The organism is Streptomyces sp. SID11385, from assembly GCF_010548245.1.
In the GTDB taxonomy this organism is placed as follows: Bacteria; Actinomycetota; Actinomycetes; order Streptomycetales; family Streptomycetaceae; genus Streptomyces.
In genome coordinates this window covers 1-19,900 of the sequence record NZ_JAAGLR010000652.1, presented here as the reverse complement: position 1 = coordinate 19,900, position 19,900 = coordinate 1, and the positions used below count along the sequence as shown (strand labels likewise).

At 73.0% G+C, this 19,900-nt stretch carries 20 protein-coding genes; 13 read left to right on the top strand and 7 right to left on the bottom strand.

The genetic code is table 11. The annotated features are described in order from the left end of the window. The coding region (locus G3I42_RS19675) for a helix-turn-helix transcriptional regulator (RefSeq protein ID WP_164287708.1) at nt 1-1,595 on the top strand (1,595 nt) is incomplete at its 5' end. Between the two features lie 154 nt (nt 1,596-1,749). Further along, nucleotides 1,750-2,301: an SRPBCC family protein gene (locus tag G3I42_RS19670; protein WP_239096560.1), complete on the top strand. Its 552-nt coding sequence runs from the start codon at nt 1,750-1,752 to the stop codon at nt 2,299-2,301. Here G3I42_RS19670 and G3I42_RS19665 read toward each other — a convergent pair. After that, nucleotides 2,264-3,493 (bottom strand): epoxide hydrolase, encoded by a 1,230-nt coding sequence (locus G3I42_RS19665; protein ID WP_164287706.1) that lies wholly within the window; start codon nt 3,491-3,493, stop codon nt 2,264-2,266. The two genes, G3I42_RS19670 and G3I42_RS19665, sit on opposite strands and share 38 nt — an antisense overlap. A gap of 173 nt (nt 3,494-3,666) precedes the next feature. On the opposite strand from G3I42_RS19665, the gene G3I42_RS19660 reads away from it, so the two are divergent. Next, nucleotides 3,667-4,263, top strand: coding sequence for a TetR family transcriptional regulator (locus tag G3I42_RS19660; RefSeq protein ID WP_164287704.1), 597 nt, complete (start codon nt 3,667-3,669; stop codon nt 4,261-4,263). Between the two features lie 356 nt (nt 4,264-4,619). Further along, on the top strand, nt 4,620-5,063 hold the full coding sequence (locus G3I42_RS19655; RefSeq protein ID WP_164287702.1) for a nuclear transport factor 2 family protein: 444 nt from the start codon (nt 4,620-4,622) through the stop codon (nt 5,061-5,063). 131 nt (nt 5,064-5,194) lie between these two features. On the opposite strand, the gene G3I42_RS19650 is transcribed toward G3I42_RS19655, so the two are convergent. Together G3I42_RS19650 and G3I42_RS19645 are read right to left on the bottom strand one after the other, a co-directional pair. After that, nucleotides 5,195-5,668 carry a DNA starvation/stationary phase protection protein gene (locus G3I42_RS19650; RefSeq protein ID WP_164287700.1) on the bottom strand — a complete coding sequence of 158 codons (474 nt, stop codon included), beginning with the start codon at nt 5,666-5,668 and terminating at the stop codon, nt 5,195-5,197. A gap of 292 nt (nt 5,669-5,960) precedes the next feature. Continuing rightward, complete coding sequence (locus G3I42_RS19645) at nt 5,961-6,230, bottom strand: helix-turn-helix transcriptional regulator (protein ID WP_343244593.1); 270 nt, start codon at nt 6,228-6,230, stop codon at nt 5,961-5,963. Between the two features lie 108 nt (nt 6,231-6,338). Here G3I42_RS19645 and G3I42_RS19640 point away from each other — a divergent pair, with 108 nt between their 5' ends. Next, the gene (locus G3I42_RS19640; RefSeq protein WP_164287699.1) at nt 6,339-6,899 is read left to right on the top strand and encodes a TetR family transcriptional regulator; all 561 of its coding nucleotides are present in this window, start codon (nt 6,339-6,341) and stop codon (nt 6,897-6,899) included. Between the two features lie 272 nt (nt 6,900-7,171). Here the strand turns inward: G3I42_RS19640 and G3I42_RS19635 are convergent, their stop codons facing one another. Next, a complete protein-coding gene (locus tag G3I42_RS19635; RefSeq protein WP_164287697.1) occupies nt 7,172-8,140 on the bottom strand; it encodes a quinone oxidoreductase in 969 nt (322 codons plus the stop codon). Nucleotides 8,141-8,424: 284 nt separating this feature from the next. Here G3I42_RS19635 and G3I42_RS19630 point away from each other — a divergent pair, with 284 nt between their 5' ends. Further along, a complete protein-coding gene (locus tag G3I42_RS19630) occupies nt 8,425-9,024 on the top strand; it encodes a TetR/AcrR family transcriptional regulator (RefSeq protein WP_164287695.1) in 600 nt (199 codons plus the stop codon). Between the two features lie 21 nt (nt 9,025-9,045). Here the strand turns inward: G3I42_RS19630 and G3I42_RS19625 are convergent, their stop codons facing one another. Next, entirely contained in the window at nt 9,046-10,584 is a 1,539-nt protein-coding gene (locus G3I42_RS19625; RefSeq protein WP_164287693.1) for a GMC family oxidoreductase N-terminal domain-containing protein, read from the bottom strand. Between the two features lie 234 nt (nt 10,585-10,818). Further along, on the bottom strand, nt 10,819-11,562 hold the full coding sequence (locus G3I42_RS19620; RefSeq protein ID WP_343244592.1) for a L,D-transpeptidase family protein: 744 nt from the start codon (nt 11,560-11,562) through the stop codon (nt 10,819-10,821). Nucleotides 11,563-11,957: 395 nt separating this feature from the next. On the opposite strand from G3I42_RS19620, the gene G3I42_RS19615 reads away from it, so the two are divergent. From G3I42_RS19615 to G3I42_RS19605, 3 genes are all read left to right on the top strand, one after another. After that, nucleotides 11,958-12,887, top strand: coding sequence for a Bax inhibitor-1/YccA family protein (locus G3I42_RS19615; RefSeq protein ID WP_164287691.1), 930 nt, complete (start codon nt 11,958-11,960; stop codon nt 12,885-12,887). A gap of 88 nt (nt 12,888-12,975) precedes the next feature. Further along, nucleotides 12,976-13,977, top strand: coding sequence for a sigma-70 family RNA polymerase sigma factor (locus G3I42_RS19610; protein WP_164287689.1), 1,002 nt, complete (start codon nt 12,976-12,978; stop codon nt 13,975-13,977). Continuing rightward, a complete protein-coding gene (locus G3I42_RS19605; protein ID WP_164287687.1) occupies nt 13,974-14,411 on the top strand; it encodes a nuclear transport factor 2 family protein in 438 nt (145 codons plus the stop codon). The genes G3I42_RS19610 and G3I42_RS19605 overlap by 4 nt, the downstream gene beginning before the upstream one ends. 92 nt (nt 14,412-14,503) lie before the next feature. Here G3I42_RS19605 and G3I42_RS19600 read toward each other — a convergent pair whose 3' ends face one another. After that, nucleotides 14,504-15,442 (bottom strand): SGNH/GDSL hydrolase family protein, encoded by a 939-nt coding sequence (locus G3I42_RS19600; RefSeq protein ID WP_343244591.1) that lies wholly within the window; start codon nt 15,440-15,442, stop codon nt 14,504-14,506. A 206-nt stretch (nt 15,443-15,648) separates the two neighbouring features. Here G3I42_RS19600 and G3I42_RS19595 point away from each other — a divergent pair, with 206 nt between their 5' ends. From G3I42_RS19595 to G3I42_RS19580, 4 genes are all read left to right on the top strand, one after another. Next, on the top strand, nt 15,649-16,269 hold the full coding sequence (locus tag G3I42_RS19595; protein ID WP_164287685.1) for an HAD-IA family hydrolase: 621 nt from the start codon (nt 15,649-15,651) through the stop codon (nt 16,267-16,269). 67 nt (nt 16,270-16,336) lie between these two features. Beyond that, the gene (locus tag G3I42_RS19590; RefSeq protein ID WP_164287683.1) at nt 16,337-17,203 is read left to right on the top strand and encodes a helix-turn-helix domain-containing protein; all 867 of its coding nucleotides are present in this window, start codon (nt 16,337-16,339) and stop codon (nt 17,201-17,203) included. A gap of 305 nt (nt 17,204-17,508) precedes the next feature. Continuing rightward, on the top strand, nt 17,509-18,438 hold the full coding sequence (locus G3I42_RS19585; protein ID WP_164287710.1) for an alpha/beta hydrolase: 930 nt from the start codon (nt 17,509-17,511) through the stop codon (nt 18,436-18,438). Between the two features lie 249 nt (nt 18,439-18,687). Further along, the coding region (locus tag G3I42_RS19580; protein ID WP_164287681.1) for an ATP-binding protein at nt 18,688-19,900 on the top strand (1,213 nt) is incomplete at its 3' end.

Genomic DNA, 19,900 nt, shown 5'->3' with positions numbered 1-19,900 from the left:
ACGCGCTCGGCGCCGTGACGGCGCTCACCCGGGCCGCGGGGCTCAGCCCCGCACCGGCCGACCAGAGCCGGCGGCTGGCGGAGGCCGCCTACATCGGGGTCGACTCCGGGGGCGAACTGGCGGACGCCTCACGGCTGCTGGCCGGGTCCCGGCGCGCCGACCCCGGCGGGAACGAGTCCCTGTACGCCGCCGCGACCGCGGCGTTCCTCCTCGTCAACGAGGAAGGCGACTTCGACACCGCCCACCGGCTGCTGACCGGGGCCGTGGAGACGGGACGGCACGGCTGGGACGCCTCTGATCCCGCCCTGGTCGAAGCCCTGTTCACCCTGATCATGCTCTGCTCCTACACCGGCGAACCCTCGCACTGGGAGAGCCTGTTCCGGGCTCTGGAGCGGCTCACGCCGGAGCCGCCCGAGCTGCTGCGCGTGTGCGCGCGGACCTACGCCGACCCGGCGCGGACCGGCGCCGCGGGCGTGCGGACGCTGGACAGGCTGCTGTCGGACGTGGGCCACGACGCGAACCGGCTCATCCGGCTGGGCACCAGCTCCGTCTTCGTCGACCGGCTGGCCGCGTCCCGGACGGCCTCCCAGCGCCTCGCCGCGCAGGGGCGCGCGGGGGACGCCCCGGTCCGCTGGCACCTGGCCGCCCTGATCCATCTGTGCCTGGACTACTTCTCCAGGGGTCGCTGGGCGGAGGCCACCGGCCTCGCCGCCGAGGGCCTCGCCCTCGTCGAGGAGTACGGCTACCGCTTCTTCGCGTGCAAGTTCCAGTACGTGCAGGCGCTCGTCGCCGCGGCGCGCGGCGAGGCCGCCACCGTCGACGCGCTGGCCCGGGAGATCGACCGCTGGGCGGCCCCCCGGGGCGCCCACGGCGTACGGTCCTACGCCTGCCACGCCCGGGGGCTGGCGGCGCTGAGCGAGGGCGACTTCGAGGCCGCGTACCGGTACGGGGCGGAGCTGAGCCCGCCGGGGACGCTCGCCCCGTACGTGCCGAACGCGCTGTGGGGGACGCTGGACCTGGTGGAAGCGGCCGTGCGCACCGGCCGGGACGCGGAGGCCGCGGCACACGTCGCGGCGATGCGGGAGTGCGCGGTGGGCGACCTGTCGCCGCGGCTGAACATGTTGTTCTTGACGTGTGAGGCACTGGTCACGCCCGGGGACGAGGCGTTCGCCCTGCTCGACGAAGCGCTGGCCCAGCCGGGACAGTGGCCCTTCGAGACCGCGCGCGTCCACCTCGTCCGCGGGGAGCGGCTGCGCCGTCGCCGGGCGCGGACCGAGGCGCGCGCGCATGTGACGAAGGCGCTGGAAGGTTTCGAGGAGCTGGGCGCCCGCCCGTGGCAGGAACGCGCGCGGGCGGAGCTGCGCGCGGGCGGCAACACGACGCGGAGCGGCGCGGAGTCAGGGCGCGCGGTGCTGACGGCGCAGGAGTGGGAGATCGCGACGCTGGCCGCGACCGGGCTCACCAACAAGCAGATCGCCGAGCGGCTCTTCCTCTCCCACCGGACCGTCGGCACCCACCTCTACCAGATCTACCCGAAGCTGGGCATCAACTCCCGGGCGGCTCTGCGGGACGCCTTGGCGGCCCTCGAACCGTGAGGGAGGGGAGGGCTCCCGCGCCGCACGTGACAGCCGTAGACTCGTGCCGCGCGAGCGCACCCCGGTCCCGCTCGCGAGCCTCAGGCCCTTCTCCTTCGGCCCGCCGATTGCGGCGACCGCGCCGATCCAGAGCAGCAGCGGAAAGAGACGACGGATGCACGACACCTCGGAACGTCATCCCGACATCCACTGGCCGTCCGGATTCTCGCCCGCCGACGCGCACAGCTTCCACCGGGCCCGCGCCGTCGTGCCGGGACGTCCGGAACGGATCTTCGCCTTCCTCACCGACGCGGCCGACTGGACGAGCTGGGTCCCGGGCTGTGGAGGTGTGAGCACCGGCTCCTTCGCCCAGACCTTCGAGGCGGACTGGGCCGGTCAGCACTTCGAGGTCTTCGTGGGCGAGTACGAGCCACCCACCAGGCTCGGCTGGCTGTGGATCAGCACGAGCGTGCAGTTGTACCAGGCGTGGCTGTTCACCGAGGTGGAGGCCGGCACCGAGATCGTCGTGGAGAACGTCGTCCGCGGCTCCGCCCCGAAGGCGATCGACACGGCGGCGCCCCTGTGGGCCCGGCGGCTGGACGCACTGTGGCACGGCCAGCTCGCGAAGATCTCGGAGAACGCCGCGCGGCCGGAGGCGGCGAGCGATGCCTCCGGCGTGCGGGAGTCGGTCAGCGCAGGGGACGGTAGGTCGCCCGCAGGTCGTTGATCCACGCCTCCGGATTCTCGTAGGGCCCGAAGTGACCGCCCTTCTCATGCACGTTCACGGCGCGTACGTCGGCGTAGAAACGGCCGCCTCCGTTCTCGAAGATCTTCACGCGCTCCGCGGCCGTCTCCGCGCCGGGCGAGGAGTCCCCGAGCAGGAACGTGAAGCCGGCGGGGGCCCGCACGTAGGGCGTCTTGTCGTCGACCGGCTTCGGCGGGTACAGGCTCGCGTTCTTGTACGCGCGGATCGAGGTCCCGAGGGAGGCGGTGACCCAGTAGATCGTGGCGAAGGTCAGGATGTCGTCGACGGGCCAGTCGGCCTCGAAGTCACCGTCGCGGTCGCTCCACGTCTTGTAGCGCTTGAGGACCCACGCGAGCATGCCGGCCGGGGAGTCGTTGAGGCCGTGTGTGAGTGTCTGGGCGTCCAGGGTGTGCGCCGCCACATGTGAGACGTAGATGTTGTTGCGCCGCAGGAGCCGGGCGCGCTCCGCAGGCGGCAGGTCCTCGGTCCGCTGGCCTCCGGTCAGGTCCCAGAAGCGGTCGCCCTGGAACATCGTGGGGGGCATCTCGTTGCCGAGGTGGATGCCGTGGAGCGAGTCGGCGTACTTGTGTCCCATCCGCGCGCCCACCAGCGCCCCGTAGTCGGCCGCGCCGATCCCGTACTTCTCGTAGCCGAGGATGTGCGTCATCAGGTGGTGGAAGCGGTCCGCCATGTCCGCGTAGTTCTCACGGGGGTTGGTGAGCGGGGTCGAGAAGCCGAAGCCGGGGAGGGAGACGGCGACCACGTCGAAGGCGTCCGCCGGGTCGCCGCCGAAGGCCGCGGGATCGGTGAGCGGCCCGATCACCTTGTGCCAGTGGTGGTGGGTCCAGGGCCAGCCGTGCGCCAGGAGGAGCGGCATGGGGGCGGGGCCGGTTCCGCGCTCGTGGACGAAGTGCACAGGGGTGCCGTCGACGTCCACGCGGTACTGGTGGAACCTGTTGAGTTTCTTCTCCGCGGCACGCCAGTCGAAGCCGTCGGCCCAGTACGCGACAAGGGGTGCGAGGTAGGCGGTGCTCAAGCCGTACCGTTCGTCCTCGTTCTCCGCGTCGGATGCGAAACGTGTGCGCCTCAGCCGGGTCCGGAGGTCGTCGAGGACCTCGTCGTCGATGGCGACGTTGAACGGAGGTGGAGTGGTGCCGGAGCCGGTGGAGCTCATGGGTGTCCTTCTTTCGTGACGGAGTGGGTGCCGGGAAAGACGCTCGACCGCGTTTGGATTCCTCAGTCCATTCATCATGGCCCGTTACGACTGGACCGGCAAGTCCAGAAAAGGGTCCGGTCGCGCCGGAGACCTCGTGGACCAGCGCGTCCGGCGAGCGGGAGAATGGGGGGATGAGCACGGGACTGACAGCGAAGGGCAGGGCGACGCGGCAGCGCATTGTCGACGCGACCGCGCTCCTGACCAGGCAGAAGGGCGTCGCCGAGACGACGCTCGACGACGTACGAGCGGCCACGGCGACCAGCCAGAGCCAGCTCTTCCACTACTTCCCCGGCGGCCGGGCGGACATCCTCCTGGCGGTCACCGAGCACGAGGCGGGACAGGTCCTCGCGGCACAGCGGCCCTTCCTCGACGACCTCTCCACCTGGGAGAGCTGGCAGGGGTGGCAACAGGCGGTGCTGAGCCACTACACGGAACTCGGGCAGCGCTGCCCGCTCGGCAATCTCACGACCGAACTGGGCAAGTCGTCTCCCGAGAGCAGGGCGGTCCTGTCCGGTCTCTTCGACGAGTGGGAGAAGGCCCTCCTGCGTGGCGTGCGCGCGCTGACGGGCGAGGGCGCCGATGTCGCGCGCGCCAAGGCGCGGAGCATCCTGGCGGCGGTGCAAGGCGGGGTGGTGCTGCTCCAGGTGACCGGCAGGACCGATTACCTCAAGGCATCGCTCACCGCGGCGCTCACCCCCTTGCGACCCGCGTCCGGCGAAGCGGCGTAGCGCGTCGGCACCCCACGCGGGAACGTGCGGCAATGCGGCCATCCGCAAAAATGGACTTGACAATCCATTGTGCGGGCGCGAATCTTGGACCATCCGATCCATTCTTGGAGTGGGGCCCGCCGTGGTGCCGGGCCGGTACGAAGCTGTCGCCGCACGCGGTGCGGCACTGACCGGGCCGGGAGGACGACCGGCGCGCGCGAGCGACCGGCCCACGAGGGTGGCCCCCGGCCTGCGGCCGTCACCCGGCCCACGGCCGTCACTTGGCCCGTCCGCTCCCGGACGCGGGCGCTCCGAGCAGCGTGCCCGCACTCGGCGCACAAGCGCACATGCCCACATGCGCACTCAAGGAGACACGTATGACCGCCCTGACGCACACCGATCTCGACCGCATCCGCGAACTGAAGAGCCGCTACGCGCGGTACGCCGACACCAAGCGGTGGGACGAGGTGGCGGCCCTGTTCACGAAGGACGCCGTCATGCGCTTCCGCGATGTCGACGGCAACCTGGTCAACGAGGTCCCGGCGGCGGAGTTCGCGCGGACGATCGGTGAACGGGTCGGCGCCGGACAGCCCGTCCACCATCTCTTCTCGCACGAGGTGTCCTTCACCTCGGAGACCACCGCCGAGGGCGTGTGGGCCATGGAGGACCTCATCTTCCACGATCGCGAGGCCCACCCCGAAGCGCCCTTCTCCCGCATGCACGGCTTCGGTCACTACCACGACAGCTACCGGAAGACCGACGGCGAGTGGCGCATCTCCGGGAGCGAACTCACCCGGCTGCGTATGGAGATCACGCCCTGACGGCACCCTCGGGCCCTGCCCCGCGCTCGCCCGGGGCGGGTCCCGCCGGCGGGGCCGAAGCACCACCGTCGCGACGACGGGGGGCGGAGCCGGGGCTTTCCACCCTGCCGCTCCCCTTCGCGCGAGGGCTGTCAGGTGCGGTTCTCCGCCTGGAACATCCAGCTCTGCTTCTCCAGTTCGGCCGCCAGGCCGATCAGCAGGTCCTGCGTGACCTGGTCGGCGTCGGCCGTCTCGGCGATGCGGGCACGTACTTCGCGGATGATCACGGCGAAGATCTGCACCAGGTCCTCGACGGCCTCGGTGTCCTTGCGCCAGCCGGGCGGGAAGGCGGGGAGCCGGGTGCCGGCGGCGATGGTGTCCGCGCGGCCGTCGGGGCTGACGCCGAGGGCGGCGGCCCGCTCGGCCACCGTGTCGGCGAAGGCGCGGGCGGTCGTGACCACCTCGTCGAGTTGCAGGTGGATGGAGCGGAAACGCGGACCGTACAGGTTCCAGTGCGCCTGCTTGGCGAGCAGGGACAGGTCGAGCAGGTCGACGAGAGTCGCTTGCAGCGCGCGCCCGGCGATCTCGCGTTCCTTGTCGGGCAGCGGGCTGTCGATGACGGCCATGAGGTTTCCCATCGCTTCGGCCGCGGTCCCGGCACGCCGGAAGTGACCGGCGAACGCGCCCGCGGGGGCTGGACTTTCCTGCTCCCGGCGACTCCGGGGCGAGGAAGGAGGAGTGCTGTCAGCGTGCTCCTGCCGCGGGCGCCGCCGCATCGGTCAGATGACGGCACGGCACACGCGCGGACTCCCGTCGCAAAGGGAAGGACTGCGTCATTCGACGGCCCGGAACGGGTCGGCGGGCGCGTCCGCCTCACACGTGCGTCGCCTCACGGGAGACGGGCGGTCCCCACAACCCTCAGCGGCCGGTCCGGGCGGGCGTGGCCGCCGCGTCCAAGCGGTCCAGGGCGGGGCGCAGCGCCCCGCGCGTCGTCACGCCCAGGCGTGGCAGCACGCGGTAGAGCACCGTACCGACCGTGCGCGGGGCCAGCCTCGTCCGCGCGCCGATCTCCTCGTTCGTCATGCCGTCCGCCGCCATGTCGGCGATCTCGCGCTCCCTCGGCGTCATGGACACGGCCGTTCCACGGGCCACGCCCTCGGCGTCCCCGCCCGTACTCGCTGGTTCCACGTCCCGCTCCCTCACCGCGTCTTTCAACTACCCGGTTAGTTGATTGAACTGCGAACCCAGGCCACTGTCAAACAACCGGTTAGTTAGGGCCTGGGTTAGGCTCGCTCCATGCAGCGCGACGCCGAAGCCACCAAGCAACGACTCATCGCGGCCGGCCGTGCCGAATTCGCCGCGTACGGGCTGAGCGGTGCTCGCGTCGACCGCATCGCCGAAGTCGCCCAGTGCAACAAGGCGCAGATCTACCACTACTTCAAGAACAAGGCGGGCCTGTTCGAGGCGGTCTGGAACAGCCTGGTCGAGCACATCATCGTGAACCTGCCGCTCGACTCCGCCGATCTCCCCGAGGTCGCCGCGCGACTGAGCGACATCTACGCCGAGCATCCGGAACTGGCCCGCCTGATGACCTGGCAGCGCATGGAACGAGGGGACGACGCCCCCAGCGAACCGGGGATCGCGGACATGCGTCGCCGGAGCGCCGCCATCGCCGCGGCGCAGGCCGAGGGGGTCGTGTCGACCCGCTTCGAGGCCCGTGTGCTGCTCGCGCTGCTGATCCACATCGCCATGCTGTGGGAAGCGGCCAACCCCGAGGTACTGGCGCTCGTGGACGTGGACGACGCGCACGAACGCCGGGAGATCGTACGGCGGGTGGCCGCCGCTCTGGTGAGCTGAACCGGCTTGGCGATCCGGCTTGGCGATCCGGCTTGATGAGCAGGCTTGGTGAGCCGGCTTGAAGGCCGGGGCGCGGGCGAGGGCGGTCCGGCCCCGGTGTCACGTACCGCACGTCCCGGGGCCGGGCCGGAGCGGGCGAGCGCGTTGCCTGCTCCGGCCTCGGTGTGAGACGGCCCCAGTGGTACCCGCGTGCCGGCCGCGGGGGCGGTGGAGCGACGACGTGGGACGCGTCCACGTCGCGCTCGGCTCGACCCGGCGTGTCCGGGCTCGTCTCAGCGGCTCGGGTCGAGCAGCAGCTTGCCGGAGGTGCGGCGCGATTCGATGTCGGAGTGCGCCTGGTGGGCCTCGCCGAGCGGGTAGCGGCCCGTGATGTCGATCCGGAGCTTGCCCTCGCGGATCTTGTCGAACAGGTCGCCGGTGTGCTGACGCAGCAGCTCCGGGGTGTGGATGTGGTCGGAGAAGACCGCGTAGGTGACCTTGATGCTCTTCGGCAGGTCGAACATGCGCACCTCGGGGATGTCGCCGATCAGCGGACCGTAGTACACGAGCGTGCCGACGCGTCGCAGGACCTCGGTCGAGGGCCAGAACGTGGTGGCGCCTCCCCCGTCGAAGACCGCGTGCACGCCCTCGCCACCGGTCAGTTCCATGACGGGGCCGACGAAGTCGCCGCCGGAGGAGACGAGCACGGCGTCCGCGCCGGCCGCCTTGGCCGCCGCCACCTTCTCCTCGCGGGACACGAGGCCGATCACACGCACACCGCGCAGGGTGAGCAACTGGGTGACGAGGCGGCCCACACCGCCCGCTGCGGAGTGCACGAGCGCGGTTTCCCCGGCCGTCAGCGGGGCGGACTCGGTGACGAAGTGGTGGGCCGTCAGGCCCTGCATCATCGTCGCGGCGGCGACGTCGCTCGGGATGTCGTCCGGGACCGGGACCACCCGGTCCGCGGCGATCGCGATCTTCTCCGCGTAGCCGCCGGAGTCCGAGAGCAGCGCCACCCGGTCACCGATCGCGAAGCCGTCGACCCCCTCCCCGAGGGCGCTCACCCGGCCCGCGCCCTCGACGCCCGGAACGAGGGGCAGGCCGAGGGGGAGGAAGCCCGCGCGGGTGCCGGTGTCCATGAAGTTGACACCGCTGAAATCGAGATCCACGACCAGCTCGCCGGCCTGGGGCTCGGGGTCGGGCCACTCCTTCAGCTTGAGAACCTCGGGACCACCGGTTTCTTCCAGCACTACAGCACGCATGGTGCACACACCTTTTCGTGGAGGACTACGGAGCGACTTCGTAGTGAACGGCCGCCGAGCGGCGGATGGATGCCCGGCCCGCACACGTCCGGCGCAGGAGAGGTCTCCCGCACTTCGGCGCGGTGCCGAGTGACAGGTATGAGCGTAGGAGGCTTTTTTTGGACCGGCAAGTCCAGGAATTGGTGCGGCGGGAGGCGCGATAAAGCCCTGCAAGAGGGGCAAAACATCCCATGACTGGACCAGGCGTTCCATAAAATGGACCGCAGCGCGGTACCCTGGTGGCCATGGGACTCACACCTAAGGGCCTCGCCACGCGGCAGCGCATCATCGAGGGGGCGGCGGCACACGTGCGCAGTGATGCCCCGGGGAGGGTGACGCTCGACGACATCCGGGCGATCACGGGAACGAGCAAGGGGCAGCTGTTCCACTACTTCCCCGGCGGCAAGGAGGAGATCCTCCTCGCCGTCGCGCGCCACGAGGCCGACCGTGTCATCACCGACCAGCAGCCCCACATCGACTCCCTCAGCACGTGGGCGGCCTGGACCCGCTGGCGGGACGCCGTCGTGGCGCGCTACCAGGCCCAGGGGGCGAGCTGTCCGCTCGGGACGCTGATGGACCAGGTGGGCAGTACCCCCGGTGCCGCCGAGGTGGCCTCGACGCTGCTGGCCCGCTGGCAGGGGCTCCTCCGTCAGGGCGTCGCGACGATGCAGGCCGAAGGGCTCGTCGATCCCGCCCTGGACCCGGAGCAGGCGGCGGCGGCCTTCATCGCGGGTATCCAGGGCGGCGTCCAGATGCTCCGGTCGACCGGGGACAGCACCCACCTCGAAGCGGTCGTCGACATGCTGATCGACCACCTCAGAGGCGGTGCGCGAGCGCGGAGTTGACCTCGCGCCGCGGGACACGTGTCAGGAGGCGTCGCGCAGGAGGGCGGCGGCGCGTTCGGCGAGTGCGTAGACCGTCGCGTTGGTGTTGTTGGAGGGGATGGACGGCAGCACCGAGGCATCCGCGATCCGCAGCCCGGTGAGGCCGCGGACCCGGAGCGCCGGGTCGACGACGGCGTTCTCGTGCTCGCCCATCGCGCAGGTGCCGACCGGGTGGCAGTACGAGCCGAAGAAGCGGCGCGCGTAACCGGCGAGGTCCGCGGCGCTCGTGACGGCCGGGCCGGGGGCGACTTCCTCCGCGCCCCAGGAGGAGAGCGCGCCGGAGGCGACGATCGCGCGGGCGGTGGCGATGCCGGAGAGTACCGCCCGCACGTCCTGCTCCTCGGTGAAGTAGCGGGGATCGATCACGGGCGGGGCGAACGGGTCGGCGGAGGCGAGCCGCAGGGTGCCGCGGCTCGCGGGGCGCATCGGCGAGACACCGACCGAGAAGCCGTTCTCCACGGGCGCGACCGGGTTGGGCAGCGCGAGGTCGATGAAGATGAGCTGGAGGTCGGGGCCGCCGTCCCCGGCTCCGGGTCCGCGCAGCAGGCCGATGATCTCGCCGTGGTTGTGTCGCGCCGCCGGGACCTCGCGGCGGGTGCGGTGCACCAGGTTGGCACGGGGGTGGTCGTGCAGGTTTCGCCCGACGCCGGGCAGGGCGTGGCGCACCTCGACCCCCGTGGCGCGCAGTTCGTCGGCGGGACCGATGCCGGAGGAGAGCAGCAGGTGGGCCGAGCCGAGGGTGCCCGCGGTGAGGACCGTTTCGCGGGCGGCCCGGGCGGTGTGGCCGCGCCCGTCGACGGTGTACTCGACGCCGGTGCAGCGGTCTGCGTCGAGGAGCAGCCGGTGGGCGCGCGCGCCGGTGACGACGCGCAGGTTGGGGCGGCCGAGTACGGGGGTGAGGTAGGCGTCGGCGGCGCTCTGCCGGCGCCCGTCGACGATGTTGAGGTCGACGGGCGCGAAGCCCTCCTCCAGGCCGCCGCTGATGTCCAGGGCGCGGCGGTGGCCGGTCGAGACGGCACCGTCGAGGAGGGCGAGGAGGACGTCGTTGGGTGCGGCGGCCGGGCCGACGATCAGCGGGCCGTCGGTGCCGCGCCCCGTACCGCCGCCCAGCGCCGTCTCGGTGCGCCGGAACCAGGGCAGCAGGTCGTCGAAGGACCAGCCCGGCGCGCCCAGTCCGGCCCAGGCGTCGTAGCTGGAGCGGTGGCCGCGGGCGAAGACCATCGCGTTGATGGCGGAGGACCCGCCGAGGCCCTTGCCCCGGGGCAGGGCGACGAGTCCGCCGTCCGGCCCCTGCGGCTCGGTGCGCTCGCCCCAGCTCGCCTCCGTCGCGGCGAGCGAGGGCCAGGCGGGCGGCGTCGCCACGGCTTCCGGCAGCGCCTCGACGGGCGCGCCCGCTTCCAGCAGGAGTACGCGGGTCGCGGGGTCCTCGGTGAGACGGGCGGCCAGCACGCAGCCGGCCGATCCCCCTCCCACGAGGACGAAGTCGTAGGTGTCCGTGGGCTGTTCGGTCGCGTTCGGCATGTCCCCGCCTCTTCCTGCCCGGTCGTGCGGCTCGGAGAGGCACGCCGTTGACACACACGAAGCGAGCGGATCAGTGATACGTATCGAGCGTAGCATCGCGTGCGTCCCCGCCGTGCACACATGTGTGCCAGGCGTCGGCAGGACCCGGTGGCCCAGGCGGCACGGGCGGCCCGGGCGAAACTCGGCACCCCGGCCCGCGCTCGCCCCGCCTCACCCGCCGGTTCGCGCCCCGCCTCACCCGGCGAGTGAGGCCGCGTCCCCCATCACGACGACCGGGTGTTGCTTCGGGTCCAGGGCGCGCAGCAGTTCCCTCATGTGCTCCGCGGCGATGCTGACACACGCGTGCGTCGGGCCGCCGTGGTCGACGTGTATCCACACGCCGCCGCCCTTCCCGTAACCCTGCGGACGGGTGCCGTCGAGGGGCGAGGTCCCCTTCACGCGGTTGTAGTCGATGGCGACGACGTAGTCGAAGGACCCGGCGAGGGGTTCCCCCTGGAAGCCGGTGCCACCGGCGACGAAGTGGGAGGAGCGGTGGTACGGCAGGCGGCTGCCCGGGTCGGGGCGCAGACCGCCCGCGTCGCTGAGGCTGAAGACGCCGATGGGCGAACGGAGATCGCCCTCGTGGTGGTCGTCGGTCCAGCCCTTGTCACCGTTGTGCGCGGGCCAGGAGGGGCCCGCCAGCCAGCCCGCTCCGGTGCGCCGGTAGAGGACGAGGCGCCCGCGCGCGGAGTCCTTCGCGTCGCCGGTGACGACGACGGCCTGGCGGCTGTCGGCCGGGATCTGGTCGAGCATCCGTTTCCCCAGGTGAGGCAGGGTGGCGGGAAGCGCGGGGGAAGGGCTCGCGGTCGGTGCCGGTGGCGCGGGAGCGGGTACGGCGGCGTGCGTGGTCCGTGCCGGGGTGGCCTCCGGAGGGTCCGCGGGCGCGGCGGAGCAGCCCGCGACGGCGGCGAACGCGGTCAGCAGGAGGCCGAGGCGCACAGGACGCCCGGCTCCGGGCGGAGCCGTCCGTGCGGTGACGTACGGAGGTCTGTTCCTGGGGTCCACGTCTTTCCCTTCCCTTCACCCGCTTCCGAGGACGCGCCTCGGACGTGCTGACGGAGTGTGCGGTCGCGGCCGACTGACGCGCGGGGGCCGCGCGTTCGCTCCTGTCACGTTGCGCAAGGGTACGGAGGTTCAGTCGGCGCCGGGTCATCGGCCGCGCCCCACCCACGCCCCCGGGGGTGTGGCCTCCGCGCACGCCGCTCTCCTTGCGCTCGTCCGCGTCACCTGTCAGAGTGGTGACGACTTCGCGAGGGCTGACACCGCGACCGCGGCAGCGCGCCCTCGTCCGCGCGGCAAGGGTCGGGCAGTGCCGCGACCCGGGAGGGAATGTCATGCGCAGCAGCAACCCGGTCTTCTCCCGGCTGGGGTTCGCGGGGGGCCCACGAGCTGACGGCCCGTACGAGGACCGTGCCGGAACACGGCGGGCCGAACCGGTGGCGGCCGGCTCGCCCGCCCTCCTCGGCGAGGTGCCGCCATACACCGGCGCGTCCGGGACGCCCCGGTACGCCGTGAACCCGTACGCGCCGGAGCCCACCGGCCCCGAGGCGCCCGCGGGACCCACGACGGCCGCGATGACCCTCGACGACGTCGTCGTCCGTTCCGCCGCCACGCTCGGCACCCTCGCCCTGACCGCGGTCCTGTCCTGGGTGCTGCTCCCCGTCGGGTCCGCCGGGCCCGGCCGCTCGTACGGAATCGGGGTGGCCGCCGCGCTCGCCGCCTTCGCCCTGGCGCTCGCCCAGTCGTTCCGCCGCCGCCCCTCCCCCGCGCTGATCCTCTCGTACGCGGCGCTGGAGGGCGTCTTCCTCGGCGTGGTCTCGGATGCCACCTCCGCCTCCCTGTCCCCGGGCGTCGTCGTGCAGGCGGTGCTCGGCACCCTGGCCGTCTTCGCCGGGGTCCTCGTCGCCTACCGGGCGCGCTGGATACGTGTCACACGTCGCTTCGCCGGATTCGTGGCGGGCGCGGCGCTCGGTTTCGTCCTGCTCCTGGCGGCCGACGCGCTCTTCTCCGCCTTCGGCGCCGGTGACGGCCTCGGCTTCTCCGGCGGCGCTCCCGGCATCGTCTTCGGGCTCGTGGGCGTCGTCCTCGGCGGCGCCTTCCTCGCGCTGGACTTCCGGCAGGTGGAGGACGGCATCGCGTACGGCGCCCCCCGCGAGGACTCCTGGCTCGCGGCCTTCGGCCTGGCGACGACGCTGGTCTGGATCTACCTGGAAATCCTCCAGGTGCTCTCGCTCTTCCAGGGCGACAGCGCGCGGGACATCTGATGGCGTGTGCGTCCGGCGCACGTCCCCCTGCCCGGATACCTGACGTACGCTCGGCGGGCATCCGCGGCGTACATGTGCGAGGAGATACATGCCTGCCATAGCAGACGGAAGCGGTCACACCCCCCGCACGCGCACCGCGACGCCGGACACCGAAAGCGAGGAGGTGGCTCTCACGCTGGCCGCGCGCGGCGGCGACGTGGCGGCTCTGGGCGCTCTGCTGGAACGTCACCGTCCCGGCATGCGGGCGGTCGCGCTGAGCCTCCTCGGCCCCGGGCCCGACACCGAGGACGTCCTCCAGGACGCCGCCCTCGTGGCCCTGCGCCGGATCGGCGATGTGCGCGACCCGGCGGCGACGGGAGCCTGGCTGCGCATGGTGGTCCGCAACAGCGCCCGTACCCTGCTGCGCGAGAGGGCGCGTACCGCGCCGGTCGCCGAGGTGCCCCTGCCGCCCAGCGCCTCCACGCCGGAGAGTGTCCTGGAGGAGCACGTCATGCGGGACTGGGTCTGGGAGGCGGTGGAAGCCCTCTCGCCCACGCTGCGACTGCCTCTCGTCCTGCGGTACTTCACGGCCGGCCTCACGCCGTACCAGCGGATCGCGGAGGTGTGCGCGATACCCGTCGGCACCGTACGCAGCCGGCTCCACCAGGCGCGGACGGCACTCGCCGCGGCCTTGCGCACGGCCGCGGACGGGGCGTACGAGGGCACCCGCCGACGCACCGAGGAGTCCTGGACCGAGGCGCACGAGACCCTGGCCGCCGCCGAGCGCGGCGAGTTCGCGCGGGTGGTCGCCGACCGCTGGGCGCCCGGCCTGTCGGTGTTCAGCGGCGGCGCGCGGCTGGGCGGCACCCCCCTGCTCCTCGCCGGGATGGACGGCGACCTGTCCGCCGGGGTGCGGCAGCGCCCGGCGCACGTCGCCGCGGGACGCTCCCTGGTCGTGTGGGAGATGGACCTGCTCAGCCCGCCGGACGACCCCGGTCACTGCCCGCCCGGGGTCGCCTGGATCATGACCCTGGCGGGCGGCCGCGTCGACCGGCTCAGCCTGCACCACGCACCCCGCCCCACCACGGAAAGCAAGGTCCCGCACCTGTGAACGCGTCCGCCGACATCCTCGCCGTGTCCCAGCTCATCGCCCGTTACGCCGAACTCGTGGACGCCGGCGACTTCGCCGGTGTGGGCGCCCTGTTCACCGGGGACTCCGTCTTCCGCGGCAGCGGCAGGCCCGCCGTGGGCGGCGCGGGGGTCGAGGCCATGCTGAACGCCACGGTGATCCGGTACGAGGACGGCACGCCCCGTACCCAGCACGTCACCACCACCAGTGCCGTCGAGGTCGACGAGGACGGCCGCGGCGCGCGCGCCCGGTCCGCCGTCACCGTCTTCCAGGCGCTGCCGGACTTCCCGCTCCAAGCCGTCGCGGCGGGCCGGTACGAGGACCGCCTCGTCCGCCGCGGCGGACGCTGGCTCTTCGCCGAACGACGGGTGCGCGTCCATCTGGTGGGCGACGTCAGCCACCACCTGCGCGGCTGACCCGCGGGGACGGCAGTACGAGCGGCGGGGCGCCCGGACCGGTCCGAACGACCGGTCCGGGCGCCCCGCTCAGTGGTACCCGGGCGCCCCGCTCAGCGTCGCCCTCGCAGGCTGTGCGCGACGGCCCCGGCCATCGCGCTCTCGCCCGCCGCGTTGGGGTGCAGCGGAGCCGCCGGGGGCTGGGGCGCGAAGGTCTCGATCCAGCGCGCACCCGCCGGCCGGCACAGGTCGTGGCCCACCGTCGGCGCGTAGGTGTTCACGTAGCGCGCGCCGCCCCGCCGGGCCTCGCGGGCGAGCATCGCGTTCAGCTCCTTCTCCTTGTCGCGCAGGTACGGGAAGTCACCGGCGCCCAGCGGCACCGTGGCACTCGTGCACGCCACGCCGTCCTCCGGGAAGAGGTCCGGGTATCCGACCACCACGACGTCGGCGTGCGGAGCGCGCCGGTGGACGCGGCGCAGCACGTCGGCGACCTTGGGGGCGCTCGCGTCGATCGCCTCGGTGACCTGGTCGGTGCCGGTCGAGGTGAGGTAGTCGGCGCAGGGCGCGCCCGCCGGGTCGCTCGCCGACAGCTTCGCGCAGGTGCCGAGCACCGTCGTGAAGCCGATGTCGTTGCCGCCGATGGTGAGGGTGACCAGGTCGGTTCCCCTGTCCAAGGCGTCGAGTTGCGGTGCCACCGTGCCCTGGGGCCCCGCCATGTCGGCCGTCGTGGCGCCGGAGCACGTCACGTCGGTGAGGTGCGCACCGGTGGCGCGGGCCACCAGCGACGGGTAGTTCGCGCTGGAGCGCAGACAGGTCGCGTCCACCTGGTCCGGTACGCCGGGGGCGGACGCGTAGGAGTCGCCGAGGGCCACGTAGTCGACGCGGTGCGCGTGTGCCCCGGTGTGGGGGCGGGAATGCGCGGGGGTGCCCGTGGGCCTGCCCTGGTGGGCGTGCGCGGGCGCGGTGCCCGCGAAGAGGGCTGCCCCGGCCAGTACGGCGGCACTCGCCACCACGGTACGGCGGCGGCCGGAGGTGGAAGAACGGCTCGTCACATGTATTCCTTTCGGGAAAGGCTGGAAAGCTTCCACCCCATGGACGTGTCGCGGCACCCGCGAGGATCGCCGTGCGCGATAACGAAAGCGTTGCTCTCGCGGCGCGTGCCCTCCGGCTGTTCCCCCGGCGAGCGCGCGCCCGCACACGTGTCATCTCAGCGGACCTGCCCGTCGGTACGTTCCGGACGTGCGGCTATGGTCACACCATGACCCCTCGCAAAGCCCTCGTCCTCGACTTCGGCGGTGTGCTCACCACCCCCCTGATCCCTGCCGCGCTCGCCTTCGAACGGCGGGAGGGACTGGCCGAGGGCACCCTCTTCCGCGCCCTGTACGCCGACGCGGAGATGATCCGGCTCACCGAGGAGCTGGAGCGCGGCACCCTCACCCAGTCCCGGTGGAACGCCGAGGCGGCGGACCGGACCGGCCTTGCCGCCGACAACCTCATGGGCCGCCTCTTCGCCGACCTGCGTCCGCAGCCGGAGCTGATCGGCGCCGCCGCCGCGGCGCGCCGGGCCGGGGTCCCGGTGGCGCTCCTCACCAACTCCGTGGGCCGTGCGCCGTGGGACCTGTACGCCGGGTACGACCTGGACTTCGACGCCGTCGTGATCTCCGAGGACCACGGGGTCCGCAAGCCGGAGGAGGCGGCGTTCGCGCTCGTGCTCGACAAGCTCGGGCTGGCGGCGGCCGACTGCGTGTTCGTCGACGACACCGCGAGCTACCTGCCGCCCGCCGCAGCGCTGGGCTTCGCGACCGTGCACGCCGAGGAGCCGGGCCGCACGGTCGCCGCGCTGGAACGACTGCTGGGCCTCCCGCTCGCCCCGCGGTGACGGGTCCACGGCGCGGGACCCCCGCACACGTGTGCCCGCCGTACGCGCGTCAGGCACACTGGTCCGTATGACAGAGCCTTCCGCACGCCGCCTCCTCGGCTCCTTCCTCAAAGCCCGCAGGGCCGAGTTGACGCCCGAGGAGTGCGGGCTGCCGGTGTCCGGGGGCCCGCGCCGCGTCGCCGGGCTGCGCCGCGAGGAAGTGGCGCGGCTCGCCTCGATCAGCGTGGACTACTACACCCGTCTCGAACAGGGCATGGTCCGTGCGTCCGCCTCGGTGCTCGGCAGCCTCGTGCCGGCACTGCGCCTGGACGAGGACCAGCAGACGTATCTGTACGAGCTGGCGGGCAAGTCCGACGCCCGTCCCCGGCGCCGCCGTTCCGCGCAGCGCCCCCGTCCCGCCGTGCGCCGTCTGCTCGCCCGGCTGGACGGGACACCGGCGCTCGTCCTCGGCCGGCGGCTCGATGTCATCGCCTGGAACCGCGCCGCCGTGGCGCTCTGGACGGATTTCGCGGCGCTCCCCGCGGCCCGGCGCAACTACGTCCGGCTGATGTTCACCGATCCCGCCTTCCAGGCGCTGCACCGGAAGTGGGAGCACGACGCGCGGGACACGGTGGCCGCCCTGCGCATGGAGGCCGCCGACGACCCGACCGACCCCGAACTGGCCCAGCTGGTGGGCGAACTGTCCCTCCGGGACGACGACTTCCGCACCTGGTGGGCCGAGCAGCGGGTGAGCGGCACGGGCAGCGGCACCAAGCACTACCGGCACCCGCTGGTCGGCGACCTGACGCTGGACTGCGACACGTGGCTCAGCCCGGACGGTTCGGGGCAACGCCTGGTGGTCCTCACCGCCGAGGAGAACACGCCCTCCCACGACGCCCTGCGCATCCTCACCTCCTGGACGGCGGAGGAGACGGTACGCGGAACGCGGGCGTGACGCCGTGAGGTGAGGGCGGACCCTAGCCCCGTGCGACCCGCTGGGCCGTCGCAAGACGCGTCAGGCGTACGTGCGGTGCCGTCACGGCGCAGGGCGCGCGCGGTCGAGAGGGGGAACGATCCTTCCCCCGAAGAAACCTGTCTCTTTTCGCCCGGGCCGCACGCGGCCACGCTAGGAAATGTGACCGGAACGGGAAACACACCCGAGCACAGCACACCCGGCCACACCTCCGTTTGCCGCACCCCGCCGCACGTCGGCGAAACCCACAGGAGCCTTCCGTGACCGACACCGACCGCACCACTCACATCCAGCGCGTCCCCGTCACCTTCCCCAGCGCGGGCATCCGCATCGCCGCGCACGTCTACCTTCCGGACACCTCGGCTCCGGCCTCCCTCCCGGCCCTGGTCGTCGGTCACCCCGGCACCAGCGTGAAGGAACAGACGTCCGGCGCGTACGCCCGGCGGCTGGCGGAGCACGGCTTCCTCACCCTCGCCTTCGACGCCGCCCACCAGGGCGAGTCGGGCGGCCTGCCCCGGGGGCTGGAGGACCCGGGGCAGCGCGTCGAGGACTTCAAGGCCGCCGTCTCGTACCTCACCACGCGCGACGACGTCGCCCCCGGCCGGATCGGGCTGCTCGGCATCTGCGCCTCCGGCGGTTACACGCTCTCCGCCACCGGTGGCGATCACCGGGTCCGCGCGATCGCCACCGTGAGCGGCGTGGACGTCGCCCGGCAGTTCCGCTACGGCGCCGACGGCGACCAGGACCCGGCCGTCTTCGCGTCCCTGCTGGACGCAGCGGCCCAGGCCCGTACGGCCGCCGCTCGCGGCGAGGACCCGGGTGCCATGCCGGTCTTCCCGGGCACCGAGGAGGAGGCCCGGGCGCTCGGCGGGCAGCACGGCGCCGAAGGCTTCGCGTACTACTGCTCGCCGCGCGCCGCGCACGAGCGGTCCGCGAAGACCCTGGCCTGGGAGAGCATCGACAAGCTCGCCTCCTTCGACGCCTTCCACGCCGTCCCCCTCCTCGGGCCGCGCCCCCTGCTCCAGGTCGTCGGCCGGCGCGCCGTCACCTCCTGGATGGCGGTCGACGTGCACCAGCGGGCCACCGGCCCCAAGGAACTCCACTGGATCGAGGGCGCGAGCCACGTCGACCTGTACGACAAGAAGGAGCACGTCGACCAGGCCGTCGACCGTCTCGCCGCCTTCTTCACCGAGAACCTGGCCACGGCGGAGGCGTGACACACGGAACCGGGCACACGTATGCCTGCCGGCGCCCGCTCCGTGAGTACCAGAGGGGCGGAACCGCTTTCACACCCGCTGGCCGGGGGACCGCTCGCTCGTGAGAGACTGCGCGCCGGACACGCGAACGCGGGGCCCAGGCGTCACCGAGGGGGACGGGCGGCGCGGGAGGCGGCGCGCCGGTCGCGGCGGCCGAGCGCGCGCCCGGGTGCGGGACCACGGCGGACCGAGGGCGGAGAGGGAATCGGGATGAGCGACCTGGGTGGGACGGCCGGTCCCGCGATGCCGGGTCTTGTCGGACGCGGGGCGGATCTGGAGTTCATCCGGTCGTTCTTCGGCAACCCGGTGGTCAAGGGGGCGGCGCTGCTGCTCAGCGGTGAGGCCGGGGTCGGCAAGACCGCGGTGCTCGAAGAGGTCGCGGAGTCGGCCGAGCGCGAGGGCGTGCGGGTGCTCCGCGCCCAGGGGGTGCAGTTCGAGGCGGACATCGCCTACTCCGGCCTGAACCAGTTGCTGCTGCCGCTGTTCGCCTCCTTCGACGCGCTGGAGCCGGTGCACAGGGACGCGCTGCGGGTGGCCGTGGGCATCGGCTCGGGGCCCGCCCCCGACCGTCTGCTGACCTCGACGGCGGCGCTGCTCCTGCTGCGCCAGGTTTCGGTGGAGACCCCGCTGCTGCTCGTGGTGGACGACCTGCCGTGGGTGGACCGGGCGACGACGGCGGTCCTGGGTTTCGTGGCCCGCCGCCTGGTCGGCTCGCATGTCGACTTCCTCGCGGCGTGCCGCAACGGCACCGACAGCTTCTTCGAGTCCAGCGGGCTCACCGAGCACAGGATCGAGCCGCTCGACTCCGGGGCCGCCGCCGAACTCCTGCGCCGCCGTCACCCCGACGTCTCCCCCGCCGTACGGCGCCGCGTCGCCGCCGAGGCGCACGGCAATCCCCTGGCCCTCGTCGAACTGCCCGCCGCGCTGACCGGGGAACAGCGCACGACCTCGGCGGCTCTGCCGTCGGTGCTGCCGCTGACCGAACGCCTCCAGGCGCTGTTCGCCTCGCGCGTCGCCGGACTCCCCGTCGGCGCACGGGAGTTGCTGCTCCTGGCGGCGCTGGACGGCACCGGTGACCTCGCCTCCGTGGAGGCGGCCGCGGCGGGCCGGGCGGCGGTCGAGGACCTCACCACCGCCGAGCGGGACCGCTTGGTGCGGATCACCCCGGACACCCGCCGGATCTCCTTCCGGCATCCCCTCATCGGTTCGGCGGTGGTCGAGGGATCGACCACCGCCGAACGCCGCCGCGCCCACCAGTGGCTCGCGGACGTGCTGACGGACCACCCGGAGCGCCGCGCCTGGCACTTGGGCGAGGCGGCGGCGGGTCCCGACGAGGACGTCGCCGGGCTCCTGGAGCACGCCGCCCACCTGCGGCTGCGGCGCGGGGACGCGCTCGGCGCCGTCGCGGCGCTGACCCGGGCCG

Bases quoted from the DNA above. Each gene is read 5' to 3' on its own strand.
- G3I42_RS19615 (WP_164287691.1), top strand. From the start codon at position 11,958: ATGCGCAGCAGCAACCCGGTCTTCTCCCGGCTGGGGTTCGCGGGGGGC.
- G3I42_RS19595 (WP_164287685.1), top strand. From the start codon at position 15,649: ATGACCCCTCGCAAAGCCCTCGTCCTCGACTTCGGCGGTGTGCTCACC.
- G3I42_RS19665 (WP_164287706.1), bottom strand. From the start codon at position 3,493: ATGAGCTCCACCGGCTCCGGCACCACTCCACCTCCGTTCAACGTCGCC.
- G3I42_RS19640 (WP_164287699.1), top strand. From the start codon at position 6,339: ATGCAGCGCGACGCCGAAGCCACCAAGCAACGACTCATCGCGGCCGGC.
- G3I42_RS19660 (WP_164287704.1), top strand. From the start codon at position 3,667: ATGAGCACGGGACTGACAGCGAAGGGCAGGGCGACGCGGCAGCGCATT.
- G3I42_RS19670 (WP_239096560.1), top strand. From the start codon at position 1,750: ATGCACGACACCTCGGAACGTCATCCCGACATCCACTGGCCGTCCGGA.
- G3I42_RS19590 (WP_164287683.1), top strand. From the start codon at position 16,337: ATGACAGAGCCTTCCGCACGCCGCCTCCTCGGCTCCTTCCTCAAAGCC.
- G3I42_RS19625 (WP_164287693.1), bottom strand. From the start codon at position 10,584: ATGCCGAACGCGACCGAACAGCCCACGGACACCTACGACTTCGTCCTC.
- G3I42_RS19650 (WP_164287700.1), bottom strand. From the start codon at position 5,668: ATGGCCGTCATCGACAGCCCGCTGCCCGACAAGGAACGCGAGATCGCC.
- G3I42_RS19630 (WP_164287695.1), top strand. From the start codon at position 8,425: ATGGGACTCACACCTAAGGGCCTCGCCACGCGGCAGCGCATCATCGAG.
- G3I42_RS19635 (WP_164287697.1), bottom strand. From the start codon at position 8,140: ATGCGTGCTGTAGTGCTGGAAGAAACCGGTGGTCCCGAGGTTCTCAAG.
- G3I42_RS19655 (WP_164287702.1), top strand. From the start codon at position 4,620: ATGACCGCCCTGACGCACACCGATCTCGACCGCATCCGCGAACTGAAG.
- G3I42_RS19610 (WP_164287689.1), top strand. From the start codon at position 12,976: ATGCCTGCCATAGCAGACGGAAGCGGTCACACCCCCCGCACGCGCACC.